This window comes from Catenulispora sp. EB89 (assembly GCF_041261445.1).
Taxonomy (GTDB): Bacteria; Actinomycetota; Actinomycetes; order Streptomycetales; family Catenulisporaceae; genus Catenulispora.
In genome coordinates, this window is record NZ_JBGCCU010000003.1 from 90,796 (window position 1) to 106,786 (window position 15,991).

The 15,991-nt window shown below is 71.2% G+C and carries 14 protein-coding genes; 3 read left to right on the forward strand and 11 right to left on the reverse strand.

Going from position 1 to position 15,991, the window contains the following annotated elements:
- Positions 1 to 250: 250 nt before the first annotated feature.
- Complete coding sequence (locus tag ABH920_RS07320) at positions 251 to 1,408, reverse strand: beta-propeller fold lactonase family protein (RefSeq protein WP_370348095.1); 1,158 nt, start codon at positions 1,406 to 1,408, stop codon at positions 251 to 253.
- A gap of 209 nt (positions 1,409 to 1,617) precedes the next feature.
- On the opposite strand from ABH920_RS07320, the gene ABH920_RS07325 reads away from it, so the two are divergent.
- Positions 1,618 to 2,358, forward strand: coding sequence for an RNA polymerase sigma factor (locus tag ABH920_RS07325; RefSeq protein WP_370348096.1), 741 nt, complete (start codon positions 1,618 to 1,620; stop codon positions 2,356 to 2,358).
- A gap of 7 nt (positions 2,359 to 2,365) precedes the next feature.
- Here the strand turns inward: ABH920_RS07325 and ABH920_RS07330 are convergent, their stop codons facing one another.
- The 3 genes from ABH920_RS07330 to ABH920_RS07340 all read right to left on the reverse strand — a co-directional run bounded on the left by ABH920_RS07330 (position 2,366) and on the right by ABH920_RS07340 (position 5,190).
- Entirely contained in the window at positions 2,366 to 2,599 is a 234-nt protein-coding gene (locus tag ABH920_RS07330) for an anti-sigma factor (RefSeq protein WP_370348097.1), read from the reverse strand.
- Positions 2,600 to 2,711: 112 nt separating this feature from the next.
- A complete protein-coding gene (locus ABH920_RS07335) occupies positions 2,712 to 3,848 on the reverse strand; it encodes a hypothetical protein (protein WP_370348098.1) in 1,137 nt (378 codons plus the stop codon).
- Between the two features lie 76 nt (positions 3,849 to 3,924).
- A complete protein-coding gene (locus tag ABH920_RS07340) occupies positions 3,925 to 5,190 on the reverse strand; it encodes an alpha/beta fold hydrolase (RefSeq protein ID WP_370348099.1) in 1,266 nt (421 codons plus the stop codon).
- A 376-nt stretch (positions 5,191 to 5,566) separates the two neighbouring features.
- Between ABH920_RS07340 and ABH920_RS07345 the strand changes: the two genes are divergently transcribed.
- Complete coding sequence (locus ABH920_RS07345) at positions 5,567 to 6,526, forward strand: hypothetical protein (protein ID WP_370348100.1); 960 nt, start codon at positions 5,567 to 5,569, stop codon at positions 6,524 to 6,526.
- 149 nt (positions 6,527 to 6,675) lie between these two features.
- On the opposite strand, the gene ABH920_RS07350 is transcribed toward ABH920_RS07345, so the two are convergent.
- The 5 genes from ABH920_RS07350 to ABH920_RS07370 all read right to left on the reverse strand — a co-directional run bounded on the left by ABH920_RS07350 (position 6,676) and on the right by ABH920_RS07370 (position 14,273).
- Positions 6,676 to 7,689 carry a hypothetical protein gene (locus tag ABH920_RS07350; RefSeq protein ID WP_370348101.1) on the reverse strand — a complete coding sequence of 338 codons (1,014 nt, stop codon included), beginning with the start codon at positions 7,687 to 7,689 and terminating at the stop codon, positions 6,676 to 6,678.
- Between the two features lie 127 nt (positions 7,690 to 7,816).
- Positions 7,817 to 9,415, reverse strand: coding sequence for an FGGY family carbohydrate kinase (locus ABH920_RS07355; protein ID WP_370348102.1), 1,599 nt, complete (start codon positions 9,413 to 9,415; stop codon positions 7,817 to 7,819).
- 102 nt (positions 9,416 to 9,517) lie between these two features.
- Positions 9,518 to 10,690 (reverse strand): RNA polymerase sigma factor, encoded by a 1,173-nt coding sequence (locus tag ABH920_RS07360; protein ID WP_370348103.1) that lies wholly within the window; start codon positions 10,688 to 10,690, stop codon positions 9,518 to 9,520.
- Positions 10,691 to 10,817: 127 nt separating this feature from the next.
- On the reverse strand, positions 10,818 to 12,959 hold the full coding sequence (gene dnaG, locus ABH920_RS07365; protein ID WP_370348104.1) for a DNA primase: 2,142 nt from the start codon (positions 12,957 to 12,959) through the stop codon (positions 10,818 to 10,820).
- 21 nt (positions 12,960 to 12,980) lie between these two features.
- Entirely contained in the window at positions 12,981 to 14,273 is a 1,293-nt protein-coding gene (locus tag ABH920_RS07370; RefSeq protein ID WP_370348105.1) for a deoxyguanosinetriphosphate triphosphohydrolase, read from the reverse strand.
- A 111-nt stretch (positions 14,274 to 14,384) separates the two neighbouring features.
- On the opposite strand from ABH920_RS07370, the gene ABH920_RS07375 reads away from it, so the two are divergent.
- Positions 14,385 to 14,543: a hypothetical protein gene (locus ABH920_RS07375; RefSeq protein WP_370348106.1), complete on the forward strand. Its 159-nt coding sequence runs from the start codon at positions 14,385 to 14,387 to the stop codon at positions 14,541 to 14,543.
- A gap of 144 nt (positions 14,544 to 14,687) precedes the next feature.
- Here the strand turns inward: ABH920_RS07375 and ABH920_RS07380 are convergent, their stop codons facing one another.
- Positions 14,688 to 15,011 carry an EthD family reductase gene (locus tag ABH920_RS07380; protein ID WP_370348107.1) on the reverse strand — a complete coding sequence of 108 codons (324 nt, stop codon included), beginning with the start codon at positions 15,009 to 15,011 and terminating at the stop codon, positions 14,688 to 14,690.
- Between the two features lie 55 nt (positions 15,012 to 15,066).
- The gene (locus tag ABH920_RS07385; protein WP_370348551.1) at positions 15,067 to 15,924 is read right to left on the reverse strand and encodes a sigma-70 family RNA polymerase sigma factor; all 858 of its coding nucleotides are present in this window, start codon (positions 15,922 to 15,924) and stop codon (positions 15,067 to 15,069) included.
- Positions 15,925 to 15,991: the final 67 nt, after the last annotated feature.

Sequence of the window (15,991 nt, forward strand, 5' to 3'; positions counted from 1 at the left end):
GACCTCGACGGGCATCGCGGAACGCCGGACGTCATCAGTACCCTGACGCTAGGCTGGCCACAGCGCGGATCCAAGCGGCGGGGACGGCCCAAGTGGGGTGGCCGTCCCCGCTCTCGCGTCTGACGACGTCACCGCGGGCGGCATGGCGGCCGCGCGATCGCGGACCGCGGGGAAACCCCACGGTCCGCGATCAGTCCTTGCGAGCGGGCACCGAGCTCCAGGTCCGTGACCCCGGGCTCGGAGTACCGGATCAGCCCACTGCGATTCCCTCGCCGCCGGCCCCGCCGGCCACCGTGACCGAGCCGATCGCGGTCAGCGAGCCGTCGGGCGCGACCGAGTACTCGTCCACGATGCCCTTGGCGCCGGTCTGGACGTAGAGGTTGTGGCCGGCGGCCGCGGCGTCGACGGTGCCTCCGTCGGTGGCGGTGTTGCCGAGGCCGGTCAGGGCGCCGCCCCGACCGAGGCGGATGCCGGTCTCGGTAGCGCTGCCGGCGTTGGAGGCGAACAGCAGGTCGCCGTCGCGGGCGATCCAGCACGTCGCCGCCTGGCCGGTGGCGTAGGAGGACTGCTGCGTCAGCGTGCCGTCGGCGGCGACCCGGTAGCTCACGACCGCGCCGGCGCCGGCCTGGACGAGGGCGATCTCGTGGCGGCCGGTGGCGACGAAGGCGAAGGGCACGGTGCCGGGGAAGGCGTTGACGGTCGGGGTGTGCGCCGGGGCGCCGTCGAAGCCGAGGCGGTAGACGAGCACGTCGTTGCTCGCGGCCTTGGTGGTCACGACCAGCTGCCGGCCGTCGCCGGTGAAGCCGACCTGGCCCGGGGTGTGGGTGAACTGCGGCGTGCCGGTGGCGTCCAGGCCGAGCGGACGGTTCCAGTCCTTCCTGAGCTCGAGCCGGCCGTACGACACCTGGTAGCCCTGGACGCTCGCGCCGTCCTCGGCGTTGAGCACGTAGACGACGTCTCCGTGCACTGCGACGCTCACCGGGAACGCGCCGCCGGAGGAGACGACCTGGACCAGCGTGAGCCCGGCACCGTGGACGGCGAACACCGAGACCGTGTTGCTGCCCGCGTTGACCGCGTAGAGCAGGTGGTGCGCGGCGTCGTAGGTCAGCGCGCCCTGCGAGGCGGTGTGGTCGACGGCGCTGCCGGTGAGGATGCCGCCGAGGCCGCCGGTGTCGTAGGTGTGGGCCAGGGTCAGGGTGCCGTCGGCGGCGCGCTGGTAGGCGGCCACCTGGTTGCCGGAGGTGTTGTCGGTCTGCACGAAGACGGCGTCGGAGCCGTTGGCGATGTGAGCGGCGGCGGCAGGGGCCGAGGTGGCCGCGTTCGCCGGGGCGGCGGTCAGCGCGATGGCCGCGCCGCCGAAGGTGAGTGCTGCTATGGACAGGCTCGTGCGACGGGAAATCTTGGACATGACGGGGTGCACTCCTCGTTCGCGGTTCATACAGATGCGGCGGACTCAGGTCCGCACACATGTGCAGTTCCGTTTCCGGGCCAGGCGTTACAGGCCGCCGACTTGAGAGTCCTTACGAGTCGAGGAACTGATCATGGAACCGGGCCGGAACGGGCTACTGTTTCCTTCGCCAGACCGCAGAACGCAGAACGCAGCCGCAGGGAGTCGTCGTGGGGGATCCGTCCCGGCTACCGCCGGACGCCGAGCTCGTCGCCCGCTTGCGCGTCGGGGACGAGGCGGCCTTCCGCTTGGTGTTGGACGCGTGGTCGCCGTCGATGCTGCGGCTGGCGCGCTCGTTCGTCTCGACCGGGGACTCCGCCGAGGAGGTCGTGCAGGAGTCCTGGCTCGGGGTCATACAGGGCATCGACCGCTTCGAGAGCCGTTCGTCGCTGAAGACGTGGGTGTTCCGGATCCTGGTGAACATCGCCAAGGGACGCGGCGCCAAGGAGAGCCGGACGCTGCCGTTCAGCAGCCTGCTGCCGGAGGACGAGGGGCCGTCGGTGGATCCGTCGCGCTTCCGGCCCGACACCGACGCGTATCCGGGGCACTGGAATCCGGGCCAGAAGCCGCAGGCCTGGGCCTCGCCGGAGAGCGAGGCCCTGCACGGCGAAGCGCGGCGGGTCGTCGGCGAGGCGCTGGCGGCGCTGCCGGATCGGCATCGGGTGGTGGTGGCGCTGCGGGACGTGGAGGGCTACACCTCCGACGAGGTCTGCCACCTGCTGAACATCTCCCCGGGGAACCAGCGCGTGATCCTGCACCGGGCGCGGGCCGCGGTGCGCACGCGGTTGGAGACGTACTTCGCCCCGGTCGAGCCCCAGCGGCACAGCGGCGCGAGCACCCGGCCGCGGCGTCCCACGCGGCACGCGGCCGAGGCCGCGAGGCCGACGCTCCGGGACTGCGGCCGGGGCTGAACCGGGCTCACGCCCCGCGGTGGAACCCGCGGAAAGCGCTGAGGAGCTTGTCCCGTGCCTCGCCGGAAATCGAATCCGCGGGCAGCCCACCGAGGGTGTCGATGGTCTGACGGAACTGCGCGAGATAGGTCTCGCAGCCGTCGCAGGCGGTCAGGTGCTCGACGAAGCGGGCTTCGTCGGCGTCGGGCAGGGCGCCTTCGAGGAAGTCCGTGACCAGTTCGACGAACTCGTCGCAGTCCATGGGATCTCCTCCCGAGTCGGCGGCCGTTCCACCATTGGATCACGCCGACCCGGGAGCATGCGAGGCCGCGGGCGAAAGCGTCAGGACGCAATCAGCGGGGCGCCGACTGCCTTCAGTAGTTGTACGGGCGGCTGACCATCAGCGGGTGCATGGCGCCGTCCGTTGTGTCGTAGGCCCCGGACACCGTGAGCGTGCCGTCGTCCGCGACCGCGCCGTAGGGCGAGTCGAACACACCGAGCGCCGGCAGGTTCAGATCGGTCCAGGTCCGGCCGTCGTACGCCTCGCCGTAGGGCGCGCCGGTGTTCCGGGTGTAGCCGATGAAGGCTGTGCCGGAGCGCGTTTTGGTGACGGCGAAGATCTCGCCGGTGCCGGGAGCCGCGACCTGGGTCCAGCGGTGCCCGTCGAAGTGCTCGACCAGCGGGCCGGAGGCGGTGCCGCTGTCTCCGGCGGCCCAGACGTCGTTCGGGCCGTCGGCCGCGATCGTGTCGAACTCGGAGCCGCCGGCGGCCGTCGGCAGGTTCGGCACCCGGGACCAGGTCCTGCCGTCGAAGTGCAGGATCACCATCTGCTGGTTCAGGGAGCCGGCCGCCCACACATCGTTCGGGCCGCTCGCGCTGATCGAGGACAGGTAGGCGGCGGCGGGGTCGACGGGCAGCTTGACCGCCTGCCAGGACGATCCGTCCCAGTACTCGATCATGCTCTCGCCGGTGGACACGTTCCCGTCGACCCGCTGCACGGCACCGACGGCCCACGCGTCGTGCTGATTCAGAGTGCTGACACCGAGCAGACTGGCCGCGAGCGTGTCGGAGGGCACGGGGGCCGACGCGGTCTTCCAGGCATGGCCGTCCCAGTGCTCGGTGAAGATCGGGGCGCCGTAGACGACAGGGTTGCCGGAGTCGTTGTCCCCGACGACCCACACGTCGTCCAAGCCATGCGCGGAGATGGCGTTCGCCCGCGAGCTCACCGTGTCGCCCGGCGTCGCCACGCGCTGCCAGCCCTGGCCGGTGCGGTCGTCGCGGGAGAGCACCACCGGGTTGAGCCGCTCGGTCTTGCCGCCGGTCGACGTCACCTCGAATCCGGCGGCCCACGTGACGTGCGGCGCGACGGCCGTCAGCGCGGCGATGTTGCCGGACGGGACCGGCACCGGCTCCTGCTGCCAGCCGGCCGCGGCCTGCGCGCCGCCGGCCGTCATCACGGCCAGCGCGCCCGCCGCGGCGAGCGCTGTTATCGACCTGGTCTTCGAGAGCATCGTCGTTCTACCTCCGGGTCCGGAGACGACGAACTGCCGCCTCCAGAGATACCAGAGGCGACAGGGCCTTGATTCGTTACTCTTCGCCGGTCAGGGCTTGATCATCGCTGTGGAGCGAGGTGTGGATGACGGTTTCGGACGTCAGCGTCCGGTGCACCGGGCACTTGTCCGCGATCTCCTGAAGCCGGGCCCGCTGTTCCTGCGTCAGCGGACCCTCGAGCCGGATCACGCGATCGATGCGGTCGATGAATCCGGCGGTGCTCTCGCACTCCTCGCAGTCCTTGGCGTGGATCCGGTCGTGGCGCAAGGCGACCGTCACCTTCTCCAGCGGCAGGTTCTTGCGCTCCGCGTACATCCGCAAGGTCATCGAGGTGCAGGCGCCCAACGCGGCGAGCAGGAGGTCGTAGGGGTTCGGGCCGGTGTCGCCGCCGACCGGGACCGGTTCGTCAGCGACGAGGCGGTGGCGTCCGGCGGTGATCAGCTGCTGCAAGGGCCCGGTTCCGGTCTCGGTGACGATGACCGCGGTGTCCTGCTGCGCCTCGAAGACGGCCTGTTGCGCTTCAGGGGAAAAGTCCGGCACGGGAAGGTAGCGCGAGGCCCACGCCGCGAGCACCGACGCGGCGTACTGCGCGTCGGGACGGCGGGTCAGCAGGTGGTCGGCGCCGTCCAGGGAGACGAACGACTTCGGATGCCGCGCGGTGTCGAAGATGCGCCGGGCGTTGTCGACGCCGACCACCTCGTCCTGCGGGGAGTGCATGACCAGCAGCGCGGCCTTCAGCTCGCGGATGCGCTCGGCCTGCGGCTGGTCGGCGATGTCGGCGAGGAAGCTGCGCCGGACGCAGAAATCGCGGCCGCCCAGGGAGACCGTCGCCTCGCCCTCGCGCTCGATGGTGTCGCGGGCATCGCGCAGCAGGTGCGCGATGTGCGAGGGGTCGGCCGGCGCGCCGATCGTCGCCACCGCGCGCACCTCGGGGACGAGGTGCCGGGCCGCCAGGACCGCCGCGCCGCCGAGGGAGTGGCCGACCAGCAGGCTCGGGGCGGCGTGCTCGGCGCGCAGGTAGTCCGCGGCGGCGACCAGGTCCTGCACGTTGGAGCTGAAGCCGGTGTTGCCGAAGTCGCCGCCGGACTGGCCCAGGCCGGTGAAGTCGAAGCGCAGGACGGCGATGCCGTGATCGGTCAGGGCCCGGGCGATCCGGGAGGCCGCGACGGCGTCCTTGCCGCAGGTGAAGCAGTGGGCGAAGATCGCGTACGCGCGGGGCTCGGCGCCGTCGGGGAGCTCCAGACGGGCGGCCAGGGCGGTGTCGCCGCCGCCGGTGAAGGTGACCTTGAGCGAGGTGGGCATGGGGTCAAGCATCCCCGACGCGGGCCCCCTTGCCGAATCCCCCCTCCTGCCCTTGTTCTCTCACGCGCTGCTCACGGGCTCCCTTCGCGCCACCCCCGCGGGCATGTGACGCAAGTGACTGGTGTGACTGGATGGACGCAATGGACGGACCTTTACTCGCTCTTGACATCTTTGACCCGGTTATTCCTCGACCGCTCCAGCGGTCGGCGCTAGGTTCCGTCGCAGTGGGTTCAGCGACCTGACATCAAGTCACTGATCCCACTGCTCCGCCGGGCGGACCATCCCGCTCCGCCCGGATTCCCCCACAGTCGCCACCAGTCCGCGGGCCCACCCCTGCCCGCGTGCTTCCAGGTGCGACGGAATGGAGTACTGGGAAATGAGTGAACGGAACCTCGCTCCGCGCCGGCTTCGCCGGGGCATGGCCGTGGTCGGCGCGCTCGCGCTGGCCGCGGGCCTGGCCGCCTTGGGCGGCGGAACGGCATCGGCCTCGGCGCCGCACGCGGCGGCACCGCTGGCCAAGCACCACAAGCCGCAACCGCACGGCCGGTTCGGCATCGTCCCGATGCGGTCGACGTCGACAGCGTCGACGGCCTCTCGGGTCCACACCTTCTCCCCCGAGTCCGGCGGCACCGGCGGTCCGCTGAACTACGGCGGCGGCCCCGTGCAGCACAACGTCCAGGTGTACCTCGTCTTCTGGGGTTCCCAGTGGGACAGTGACTCCAACGGCGTCGAGAGCTACATGCAGAACCTGTTCAGCGGCCTGGGCACCGGCTCGGACTCCTGGTCGACGGTCACCAGCCAGTACACCGACAACTCCGGCTCGGGCCCGACCTTCGGCGGCGCCGTGCTGGCCGGCACCTGGGTGGACGACGGCAGCGCGGCCCCGCAGTCCGCGGCGCAGTCGGACATCGCCGCCGAGGCGGAGAACGGCGTGTCGCACTTCGGGATCACCCCGACCGGCGACACCCAGATCGTGGTGCTGAGCCCCTCCGGGACCAACCCCGACGGCTTCCCGAACTCCGGTTTCTGCGCGTGGCACGACTACGACGGCACGGTGTCCTACACCAACATGCCGTACGTCCTGGACGCCGGCAGCAGCTGCGGCGCGAACAGCGTCGCCAACCAGCTCGACGGCTTCAGCATCGTGGAAGGCCACGAGTACGCCGAGTCGATGACCGACCCGCAGCCCTCCTCGGGCTGGGTCGCCAGCGACGGCGAAGAGACCGGCGATTTGTGCGCCTGGTACAACCTCGGTTCGATCAGCCTGTCCACCGGCAGCTTCGCCATGCAGCCGACGTGGAGCAACTCAGCCAACGGCTGCGCGATGTCGGGCTGAGGCAGGCGGGCAGCCACACGACGGATGCCTGATCCGACACGGATCAGGATCCTGAGTTGAGGAACAGCGGAGCCGGCCCCGTTCGCGCGGGGCCGGCTCTGTGGTTCGGCGGGTACGACCGGATCACGAGCGCCGCCACTCCCCTGCCGTCAGTTGTGCACCGAGACCAACCCGCCGTTGTAAGCGATCTTCTGAATCTTCGCCGACTTGTCCGGCGGATCGATCGCGGCCGCCATCCACACCGCCTCCGCGGTGAAGCCCCCGGCCATGCTGTCGGCCCCGGCCACCTTGGCCCACCCCTGGTTGCTGAACGTGAACGTGTGCCCCGATTCCGCCGTGCGCACCGCTGTCCGGGTCCCGTACAGCGCCAGCTCCCCTCCGTTCTTGAGCGGGATGTACGTCGGAGGCGGCTTGAGGTCCGTGGTCACCGTCAACGACGAGGTGGCGCCGGGCTCGCTGCCGCCCTCGTTCGTGATCCACTTCTGCTCGGCGTTCGTCGCGTCGTCGCTGAGGAACGGCGAGCCGGGCTGGCCCGCGTTGTTGTCGGCGAGCACGGTCCGGTCGGCGGCCGCCAGGTCCACCGTGCTCAACGGCAGCTGGTCCAGGTGCGTCGCGGAGTCGTCCAGCACGCCGCCGGAGTCGACGGCGAACGCCGGCCACTGCTGGCCCGACAAGAGCGTCACGTCGAAGTCCACCAGCCAGGGCGCGCCGGACGTGTCCTGCGTGAAGTGGATCAGGACCGAGGTGTTGGCTTCGCCGGACTGGACGCCTGTCGCGATGGCGAAGAACGCCCGCGGATAGTCGGCGGCGCGCACTGGGTAGAACGTCGGATTCGTCAGGGAGATCGCTGTCTCGTCCTGCTTGGCCCGGCTCCCGCCGGCGCCCTGGTCGTAGACCATGTTGCACTGGTCCAGGGCCAGCAGCGATCCGGTCTCGGCCTTCGCGATGGCGGTGGTGTCCAGGGAGGCGTTGGCGGTGTTGTTCTCGGTCTGATAGATCTTCAGCACCGCGGCGGCGTCGTCCTGGGACACGGTGGCGTCCGGCGGGGCCGACGACGTGGTCGGGCTGTCCGGCACCCCCGACTGCTGCGTCGGCGCGGCCGAAGTGCTGGGACCTCCGCTGGTCGGCGCGGTACTGCTCGAGGGTTTCCCGATGGCGCTCACGGTCCCGCTCGCGGAACACCCCGCCAATGACAAGCCCAGTATCAGCGTGGCCGCCGATCCACCGCGGCCGACCGCTCCCCACCTACGCATTGCGCCCCCTGGTGTGTCCTCACACGGAGAGCGCAGGCTACTGCGGCAGCGCCCCCGCCGGGACGGTACTTCCTGCGGCAGCCGGGGTGGCGAGACTCTCCATGGACGCCAGCATCGCCTCCCGTGCCCCGGCATACTGAGCCCGCACTCCGGCCCCGATGCCGGCCTTCACGTTCGGCGAGTCCTTGAACATCACCGCCTCGTTCCACGTCGGCGGGGCCTTGGGCGCCTCGCCGCCGGGCGCCGTGGACGCCGCCAGCACCCACGCCGCCTGCCGGGCCGCGCCGATCGCCATGATCTCGCTGCCGCCGAGCATCACGGCGCCGGTGGGCCGGCCCGAGCCAGGCCGCGGCACGCCGGTGGCGTCCAGGGCCGCGAACACGCCGGTGGACGTCAGGCCGCCGCCGGGGCCGTCCTCGAACGAGCCGGACACCGCGACCGCGACCGGCACCCCGAAGATCGCCGGGGCTATCAGCCGCACCGCGTCCAAGCGCGCGCCCTTGCCGGTGAGTATCACGCGCCGCAGCGGGGTTCCCACCGCGGCCATCTGCGCGGCCAGCGCGTCCAGGCCCTCGGCTATCCCGCAGAGCATCCCCTCCACCGCCGCGCGCGCCAGGTTCGGCGCGGTCATCCGGGCCAGCCGCAGCCCGGTCAGCGAGCCGGGCTGGCCGGCCATCGGCGGCACCATGACCACGCCCTGCGCGCCGGGGGTGGACTCCAGCGCGAGCCGCGACAGGCCCTGGAGGTCCACGCCGGTCATCTTCGCGGCGGCCTCCAGCGTCGGCATCGCCTCGCCGGTGCGGGCCATGGCCAGGAAGCCGCCGGTGGCGTCGGCGAACCCGGAGACGGTGCCGCCGGGGTCGGCGATCGGCCGCTCCAGGCCGCCGGCGAACAGCGTGCCGGTGGCGCCGACGCTGATCACGACGTCGCCGGGCTCCGCGGACAGACCGAGCACCTGCGCCATCGCCGAGCCGGTGCCGGGGGCCACTAAAACCCCGGCGTTGGTGGTCCCGGCCGGCTCGACCGGACCGAGCACCCGCGGCACGGCCAGTTCGCGGCCGAAGGCGTGGATCAGCAGGGCCGTGCGGTAGTCGTTGGAGAACGGCGACCAGTAGCCGGTGCCGGAGGCCTCGCCGCGGTCGGTGACCGGCCCGGCGGCGGCGCCGAGCAGCAGCCAGGTGAGCCAGTCGTGCGGCTGGAGCGCGGCCGCCACCCGCGCGGCGTTCTCCGGCTCGCGCTGGGCCAGCCAGCGCAGCTTGGCTATCGGGAAGGCGGCGGTCGGCACCGAGCCGACCGCCGAGGCCCAGGCGCCCGGGCCACCGCCCTCGACGACGAGGTCGTCGGCGGAGTTGGCGGCGCGGAAGTCGGTGGACATCAGCGCCGGGCGCACCACTCCCCCGGCGTTGTCCAGCGCGACCAGCGCCTGGCGCTGCCCGGAGACGGCGACCGCCTGGACTCCGTCCAGGATGTCGCCGTCGCAGGCCTTCACGAGCGCGTTCCACCACTCGTGCGGGTCGTCGTCACCGGCGGCGGGGTGGGCCACCGCCGATTTCCGGATCACCTTCCCGCTGAGGGCATCGCAGACGACGACTCGTGTGGTGCTGGGCGAGGAATCGATACCCGCGACGATCGGCATGACGCCAGATCATGCCGTATGCGCCGCGCGCCGGAAACAGGTCCCGCCCAACCTGTTCGGCGCTGGTCCGGTGCGATTCAGTATCCTGTTGGTGACCCACCGTCATCGCAGGTAGTCAAGCAGCTGATCGGCGTAGGTGTGCCCGCGCAGCTTGGCCAGGGTCTTGGCCTCGATCTGCCGGATCCGCTCGCGCGTCACACCGAAGGTGCGGCCGATCTCCTCCAGAGTGTGCGGCTGGCCGTCGGTGAGCCCGTAGCGCAGTTGCACCACGCGCTTCTCCCGCTCGCCGAGCGTCGACAGCAGCGCGTCCAGGTGCTCGCGCAGCATCACCACGGCGACCGAGTCGGCCGGGGAGACCGCGTCGGCGTCCTCGATGAGGTCGCCGAGCGCCACGTCGTCCTCCTCGCCGACCGGCGCGTGCAGCGACACCGGCTCCTGGGCCAGGCGCAGCACTTCGACGACGCGCTCCACCGCGACGCCCAGAACCTCCGCGATATCGTCCGGCGACGGCTCGACGCCGTTCTCCTGCAACAGCCGGCGCTGCAGCCGCACCACGCGGTTCATCAGCTCGACCACGTGCACCGGCACCCGGATGGTGCGGGCCTGGTCGGCCAGCGCGCGGCTCATCGCCTGCCGGATCCACCAGGTGGCGTAGGTGGAGAACTTGTACCCGCGGGTGTAGTCGAACTTCTCGACCGCGCGGATCAGCCCGAGGTTGCCCTCCTGGACCAGGTCCAGGATCGACATGCCGCGGCCGAGATAGCGCTTGGCGATCGACACCACCAGCCGCAGGTTCGCCTCGATCAGGCGGCGCTTGGCGGCCTGGCCCTCCAGGACCAGGATCGCCAGTTCGCGGCGCAGTTGCGGCTTCAGGTGGGTCTCGTAGGTCAGCTTCTCCTCGGCGAACAGGCCGGCCTCGACGGCCTGCGCGAGTTCCACCTCCAGCACCGCGTTGAGCAGCGGCACCCGACCGATTTCCCGCAAATACTGCCGAAACAAGTCGCCGGCCGGTCCGGCGGAGTCGGCCCAGGCGTTGACCTTAGAATCCGCCTCGGCTTCCTTCTCCGGCTCGGTTTCGGCCTCTTCCTCCAGCACCGCTTCGAGCTCTGCGATCTCCGGCCCGGCCGGGCCTGGGACTCGCAAGGGGTTGAGCTCTTCCGGCTCGCCCAGACCGACAGCGGTCCGGGCCTCGGCCACGGACGAAGAAGTGGGGTGGGGGGTCGGCGCGAGGGTGTCGAGGAGGGCCACCGGTCCCTGTGCGACAGCACTGTTCACGACAAGCTCCAAGGTGGGGGTTCGCGACGTCTTCGCCACACGCTTACCCCGCGCGCCGCAGAGCTATCCCAGATAACGGAAACCAGTCCAAGATCAGTGTCGCCCGCCGGTCACGAAACCGTGACCGTTATGAGACTTCCGCCAGGCCACGCTTGTATTGCTCCAACGCCACGAGTTCACCGAAGAGTTTGTTGTATTCCTCTTGCCCGGTAACGGGATTCAACCGCTGCAGTTTGGATCTCACGTCCTTGATACGGCGGTCGACGGTGTGGATGCGGACCCTGGTCATGACTTCGGCGACATACCGCTCGTCGGCCGGGCCGCGGAAGTGCACCGGCTCCACCGTCAGCTCCGTGACCAGGCCGCGGATCGCGTCGTCAGGGGCCTGATCTTGAACCCGGCCGGTCCAGTTGTTGTCATTGCCGGTGGTGCAGCCGCCGGCCGCGCGCACAGCCGCGCACACCGCGGCATACGCGGGAACGGTGAACTCCTCGGGCGCCAGACCGTCGAAAGTGACGCCGGCCAGTTGCGGGAATTGCAACGCCATCTTCAACGCTTCGCGCTCGGCGCCGGCGACCGGATCACGGTGTCCCGGAACGGTCGCGGCCTCGGCGCCGAACAGACCGTCCTGGTTCGGGGGGCCGTATCCGCCGCCTCCGTAAGCGTCGCCGTAGCCGCCGCGATCGTCGCGCCCGCCGAAGCCGCCCCGGTCGTTACGGCCGCCGCCCCGGCCGCCACCGCGACCGCCGCCGTAGCCGCCGTCCCGGCCGCCCGAACCGCCCTGGCCGCCTCCGTAACCGCCGCGCCGGTTGTTCGAGCCCTGATTCCCGCGGCGGTCGCCCCAGTCGCCGCCACGACCCCCTGAGGACCCGTAGCCGCCGCCCTGGCCGCCGCCGCCCGGTCCGCCGGAGACCGGCACCTCCGGGCGGACCCCGGAGGCCGCGAGCAGCCGGCGCACCGTGGCCTGCACGTCCCGCTCTTCGAGCCCGAGCCAGCCGGCGAGCCGGCGCGTGTAGTCGTTGCGCAGCGCCGAGTCGCGGATCTTCGCCACGATCGGCGCGGTGGTGCGCAGCGCGTGCACCCGGCCCTCGGACTCGTCGAGGTTCTGCTTGGCCAGCTCGGCGCGGATCACGAACTCGAACAGCCGGGTCCGGGTGGCGACCAGCTCGCGCACCGCCGCGTCGCCCTTGGCCAGCCGCAGATCGCACGGGTCCATGCCGCTGGGCTCGACGGCGACGAAGGTCTGCGTGACGAACTTGTCCTCGTCGAGATAAGCGCGCATAGCGGCTTTTTGCCCGGCGGAGTCACCGTCGAAGGTGAACACCACCTCGACACCGAGGAACTGGTTCCGGTCGGCCAGCAGCCGTCGCAGGATCTTGATGTGTTCCTCGCCGAACGCGGTGCCGCAGGTGGCCACCGCGGTCGGGACGCCGGCCAGATGGCAGGCCATCACATCGGTGTAGCCCTCGACCACGACCGCCCGCTCCTGCTTGACGATCTCCTTGCGCGCCATCTCCAGGCCGTAGAGCACCGAGGACTTCTTGTAGATCGGCGTCTCGGGGCTGTTGAGGTACTTCGGAGTGTCCGGGTCGTCGGTGAGCCGGCGGCCGCCGAACCCGATGACGTCGCCGGACAGGTCGGCGATCGGCCACATCAGCCGGTTGCGGAAGCGGTCCATCGCACCGCGGCGGCCCTCGGAGGCCAGACCGCCGGTCAGGATCTCCTTGTCGGTGAAGCCGCGGGCGCGCAGGTGGCGGACCAGCGATTCCCACGATTCCGGGGCGAACCCGACGCGGAACTGCTCGATCGCGGAGGCGTCGAAGCCGCGCGCGCTCAGGACTTCGCGGGCCTTGACGGCGGCCGGGGTGGAGAGCTGGTCGATGAAGTACTCGGTGGCGACCTTGTGCGCGTCGATCAGCCGGGTGCGCTCGCTGCGGCCCTCCCCCTGCTTCGTGTAGCCGCCCTCGCTGTAGCGCAGCTCGATGCTGTACTGACTCGCCAGCCGTTCGACCGCCTCGGCGAAGGTGAGGTGGTCGTACTCCATCATGAACTTGATGACGTCGCCGCCGACGCCGCAGCCGAAGCAGTGGTAGAAGTTCTTGGCCGGGCTGACCTGGAAGGACGGCGACTTCTCGTCGTGGAAGGGGCACAGGCCCTTCAGGTTCCCGCCGCCGCCGTTGCGGAGTTGGACCACGGCGCCGACGACATCGACGATCGAGGCCGCCTTGCGTACTCGCTCGATGTCGTCGTCATTGATCCGTCCAGCCACAGCCAGAGTTTATAGCGGTGGTCAGACGGTACCCATTCGCCTGCTCAGGGCGTACGCGGCGTCATCGGTGAGCGACGCGACCTGGTCCACGACCACGCGCAGGCGAGTGCAGTCGTCGGTGGCCTCGGCGTACCAGGCGCGGAAGGCCGGCTCCAGGTGGTCCGGCAGTGCAGACAGGCCTTCGACCAGGCTGGCGACCAGCTCGCGCTGGAGCCGGCGGCGTTCGCGGGCGTCGTCGCGCTGCATGACGTAGCGCGCGGTGACGGCCTTGAGCAGCGCGCATTCCAGCCGGGTCGCACGCGGGACGATCAGGTCCGCGGCGTAACGGGTCAGCGGGCCGGTGGCTCCGTCGGCAGCCAGCTCGCCGGCCCGGTCCCGGGTGGCGGCGGCCGCGGACTGGCAGAACCGGCCGATCAGGCTGCTGGTGGCGTTCTTCAGCGCGGCCTGCGCGGCGAAGGAGCCGTCGTAGTCGCCGGGCCAGTACTCCAGGGCCATCAGCCGGCCCAGCGCCTCGGACAGCTCGGCCGCGCTGGCGCCCGGTGCGTAGCGGATCTCGGTGAGCTCGAACAGCTCGGTCTGCTCGGCCAGCGACAGCAGGTTCTTGGGGACCAGGTGGCCGGCGTGCAGGGCGTCCTCCAGGTCGTGGACCGAGTACGCGACGTCGTCGGACCAGTCCATCACCTGCGCCTCGAAGCAGGTCCGGCCGGGCTCGGCGCCGCTGCGCATCCACTCGAAGACCGGCTCGTCGTCGGCGTAGACGCCGAACTTCCCAGTGCCGCGCCCCTGGCCCTCGGCGCGGGTCCACGGGTACTTCGTCGCGGCGTCCAGCGCGGCCCGGGTCAGGTTCAGCCCGCCGGGCTCGCCGTTCGGGCCCAGCGCCTTGGCCTCCAGCCGGACCAGGATGCGGAAGGACTGCGCGTTGCCCTCGAAGCCGCCGCACTCGGCCGCGGCCAGGGCCAGCGCCTCCTCGCCGGTGTGGCCGAACGGCGGGTGGCCCAGGTCGTGGGACAGGCAGGCGGTCTCCATCAGATCCGGGTCGGCGCCGAGTTCCTTGCCCAGCTCGCGACCGATCTGCGCGCACTCCAGGCTGTGCGTGAGCCGAGTGCGGGGGCTGTCCATGTAGGCGCCGAAGGCCGAGTCGTTCGAGCCCGGCGCCACCACCTGGGTCTTGGCCGCCAGCCGGCGCAGCGCCGAGCTGTGCAGCACCCGGGCACGGTCCCGCTCGAACGCGGTGCGGCGGTTGTTGCTGGGGTGGTCCGGCAGGTGCCGCTGCCGGTCGGCGTCGGTGTAAGCGTCGGTCTTGGCATCGGTCACCGCCCCACGGTAACCCGCGCGGGCCAACGGAAACTGAAGACTCGGCGGTGGCGCGGCGACTCTGGCCCGGCGGCCGGACCGCGAAATGATGAGGAAACCCTCGCCGAGGTCATGGAGATATTCGGAACCACCGTCAAAGCGCGAGCCGTGCGGGCCGCCCTGGAGGATGTGGTGAAGCGCCACCGCCGCCAGGTGGGAATCGACATGCTCAAGTCCGGGGAACTCGTCATCGAGGACCGGAAAGCCGACACGGTAACGGACACCGCGTGAACCATCGCACGGTCCTGTTCCTCGTGGACGACTCCGCGTTCGCCCGGTGGCGGCAGCCTTCAGCCGAGCGCGCTGCGGCCGCCTGGGAAGGGTCCCCGGGCGGCCGCTTCTGCTCGTCGTCGGATCGTCGTCGGGTCGCTGGCCCTAGAGCAGTTCCTCGAAGGGTTCGATGACCATGTTGCGGCAGGTCGCGTACACGGCCAGCTTGTCGACGTCGTCGGCGACCGCGCGGGCCTCCGGCGAGTCGATGCCGGCGCGCAGGTCCTCCATCGTGTCCCAGCGGAGCTCGGCGATGCGGAAGAAGGGCTCGCCGCGGACCGGGAGGGGGTTGTCGGTGATGGCGTAGGAGCGCAGCCCTGGGATCTTGCGCGCCAGCGGGATGTGGATCTCGCGGTAGTGGCGCTCGAAGGCCTCGGGGTCGGACGGCCGCTCCCAGAAGACGAGGAAGCGGGCTGGGGTGGTGGTCATGGCGGGTCCTCTCGGTCGGTGTCTCGCCTCTACATACCGGCGGCACCGACCGGACTCATCGCCCGAGGCCGAAGATCTCGAACAGGAACGGGTCGGCGAAGACCACGTTGGCCGTGACCAGGTCGTCGACGACGGTGAAGACCTGGAGCGTGTGCGCCTTGTGGCCGCCGCCGGGGAGCGGGGAGTATGCGGCCAGGGCCGGCTGGCCGTTCGCCGAGGTGGGGACGGCGCGCCAGCCGGGGCCGTGCATGCGGAAGACGCGTTCCATGAAGCGGGCGTAGTCGTCGCGGCCTTGGTACCAGAGCGGGACCGGCGGCATCTCCATGACGACGTCGTCGGCGAGCAGCTTCACCAGCGCCGGGACGTCGGCGGCCTCGAAGGCGTGGATGTAGCGCTCGACGGTCGCGTTCCGGCTCGGGTCGGGCGCCGCGCGGACCTCGGCGGCGTCGCCGAGCCCGTCGACGGTCGCGCGGGCCCGTTGCAGAGCGCTGTTCACGGCGGCGACGGTGGTCCCGAGCTGCTGAGCGACCTCGGCGGCGGAAAAGTCGAGGACATCGCGCAACACCAGCACGGCCCGCTGCCGCGCGGGCAGCTCCTGCACCGCCGCGACCCAGGCCAGCCGCAGATCGGCCCGCAGGTCGGCATCGAAGCGCGCGTCGGGGAAGGGCTCCAGCCACGGGATGTCGAGCGCCGGCCGCAGCGGCGCCTCGGTGTCCCGGCTCGGCGCGCCGAGGCCGGACGGCAGGGGACGGCGCCCGCGCGATTCGAGCGCGGTGAGGCAGACGTTGGTGGCGATGCGGTAGAGCCAGGTGCGGACGGAGGCCTTGGCCGGGTCGTAGCGGTCGCGGGCCTTCCAGGCGCGCAGGAGCGTCTCCTGGACCTGGTCCTCGGCGTCGTGGACGGAGCCGAGCATGCGGTAGCAGTAGGCCGTCAGCTCGGCGCGGTGCGTTTCGAGATCGACGCGGTCGTCCACGAGGTCA

Excerpts from the sequence above, each read along its gene's own strand:
- ABH920_RS07355 (WP_370348102.1), bottom strand. The coding sequence starts at position 9,415 with ATGCCGATCGTCGCGGGTATCGATTCCTCGCCCAGCACCACACGAGTC.
- ABH920_RS07320 (WP_370348095.1), bottom strand. The coding sequence starts at position 1,408 with ATGTCCAAGATTTCCCGTCGCACGAGCCTGTCCATAGCAGCACTCACC.
- ABH920_RS07340 (WP_370348099.1), bottom strand. The coding sequence starts at position 5,190 with ATGCCCACCTCGCTCAAGGTCACCTTCACCGGCGGCGGCGACACCGCC.
- ABH920_RS07375 (WP_370348106.1), top strand. The coding sequence starts at position 14,385 with ATGGAGATATTCGGAACCACCGTCAAAGCGCGAGCCGTGCGGGCCGCC.
- ABH920_RS07385 (WP_370348551.1), bottom strand. The coding sequence starts at position 15,924 with ATGCTCGGCTCCGTCCACGACGCCGAGGACCAGGTCCAGGAGACGCTC.
- ABH920_RS07380 (WP_370348107.1), bottom strand. The coding sequence starts at position 15,011 with ATGACCACCACCCCAGCCCGCTTCCTCGTCTTCTGGGAGCGGCCGTCC.
- ABH920_RS07330 (WP_370348097.1), bottom strand. The coding sequence starts at position 2,599 with ATGGACTGCGACGAGTTCGTCGAACTGGTCACGGACTTCCTCGAAGGC.
- ABH920_RS07345 (WP_370348100.1), top strand. The coding sequence starts at position 5,567 with ATGAGTGAACGGAACCTCGCTCCGCGCCGGCTTCGCCGGGGCATGGCC.
- ABH920_RS07335 (WP_370348098.1), bottom strand. The coding sequence starts at position 3,848 with ATGCTCTCGAAGACCAGGTCGATAACAGCGCTCGCCGCGGCGGGCGCG.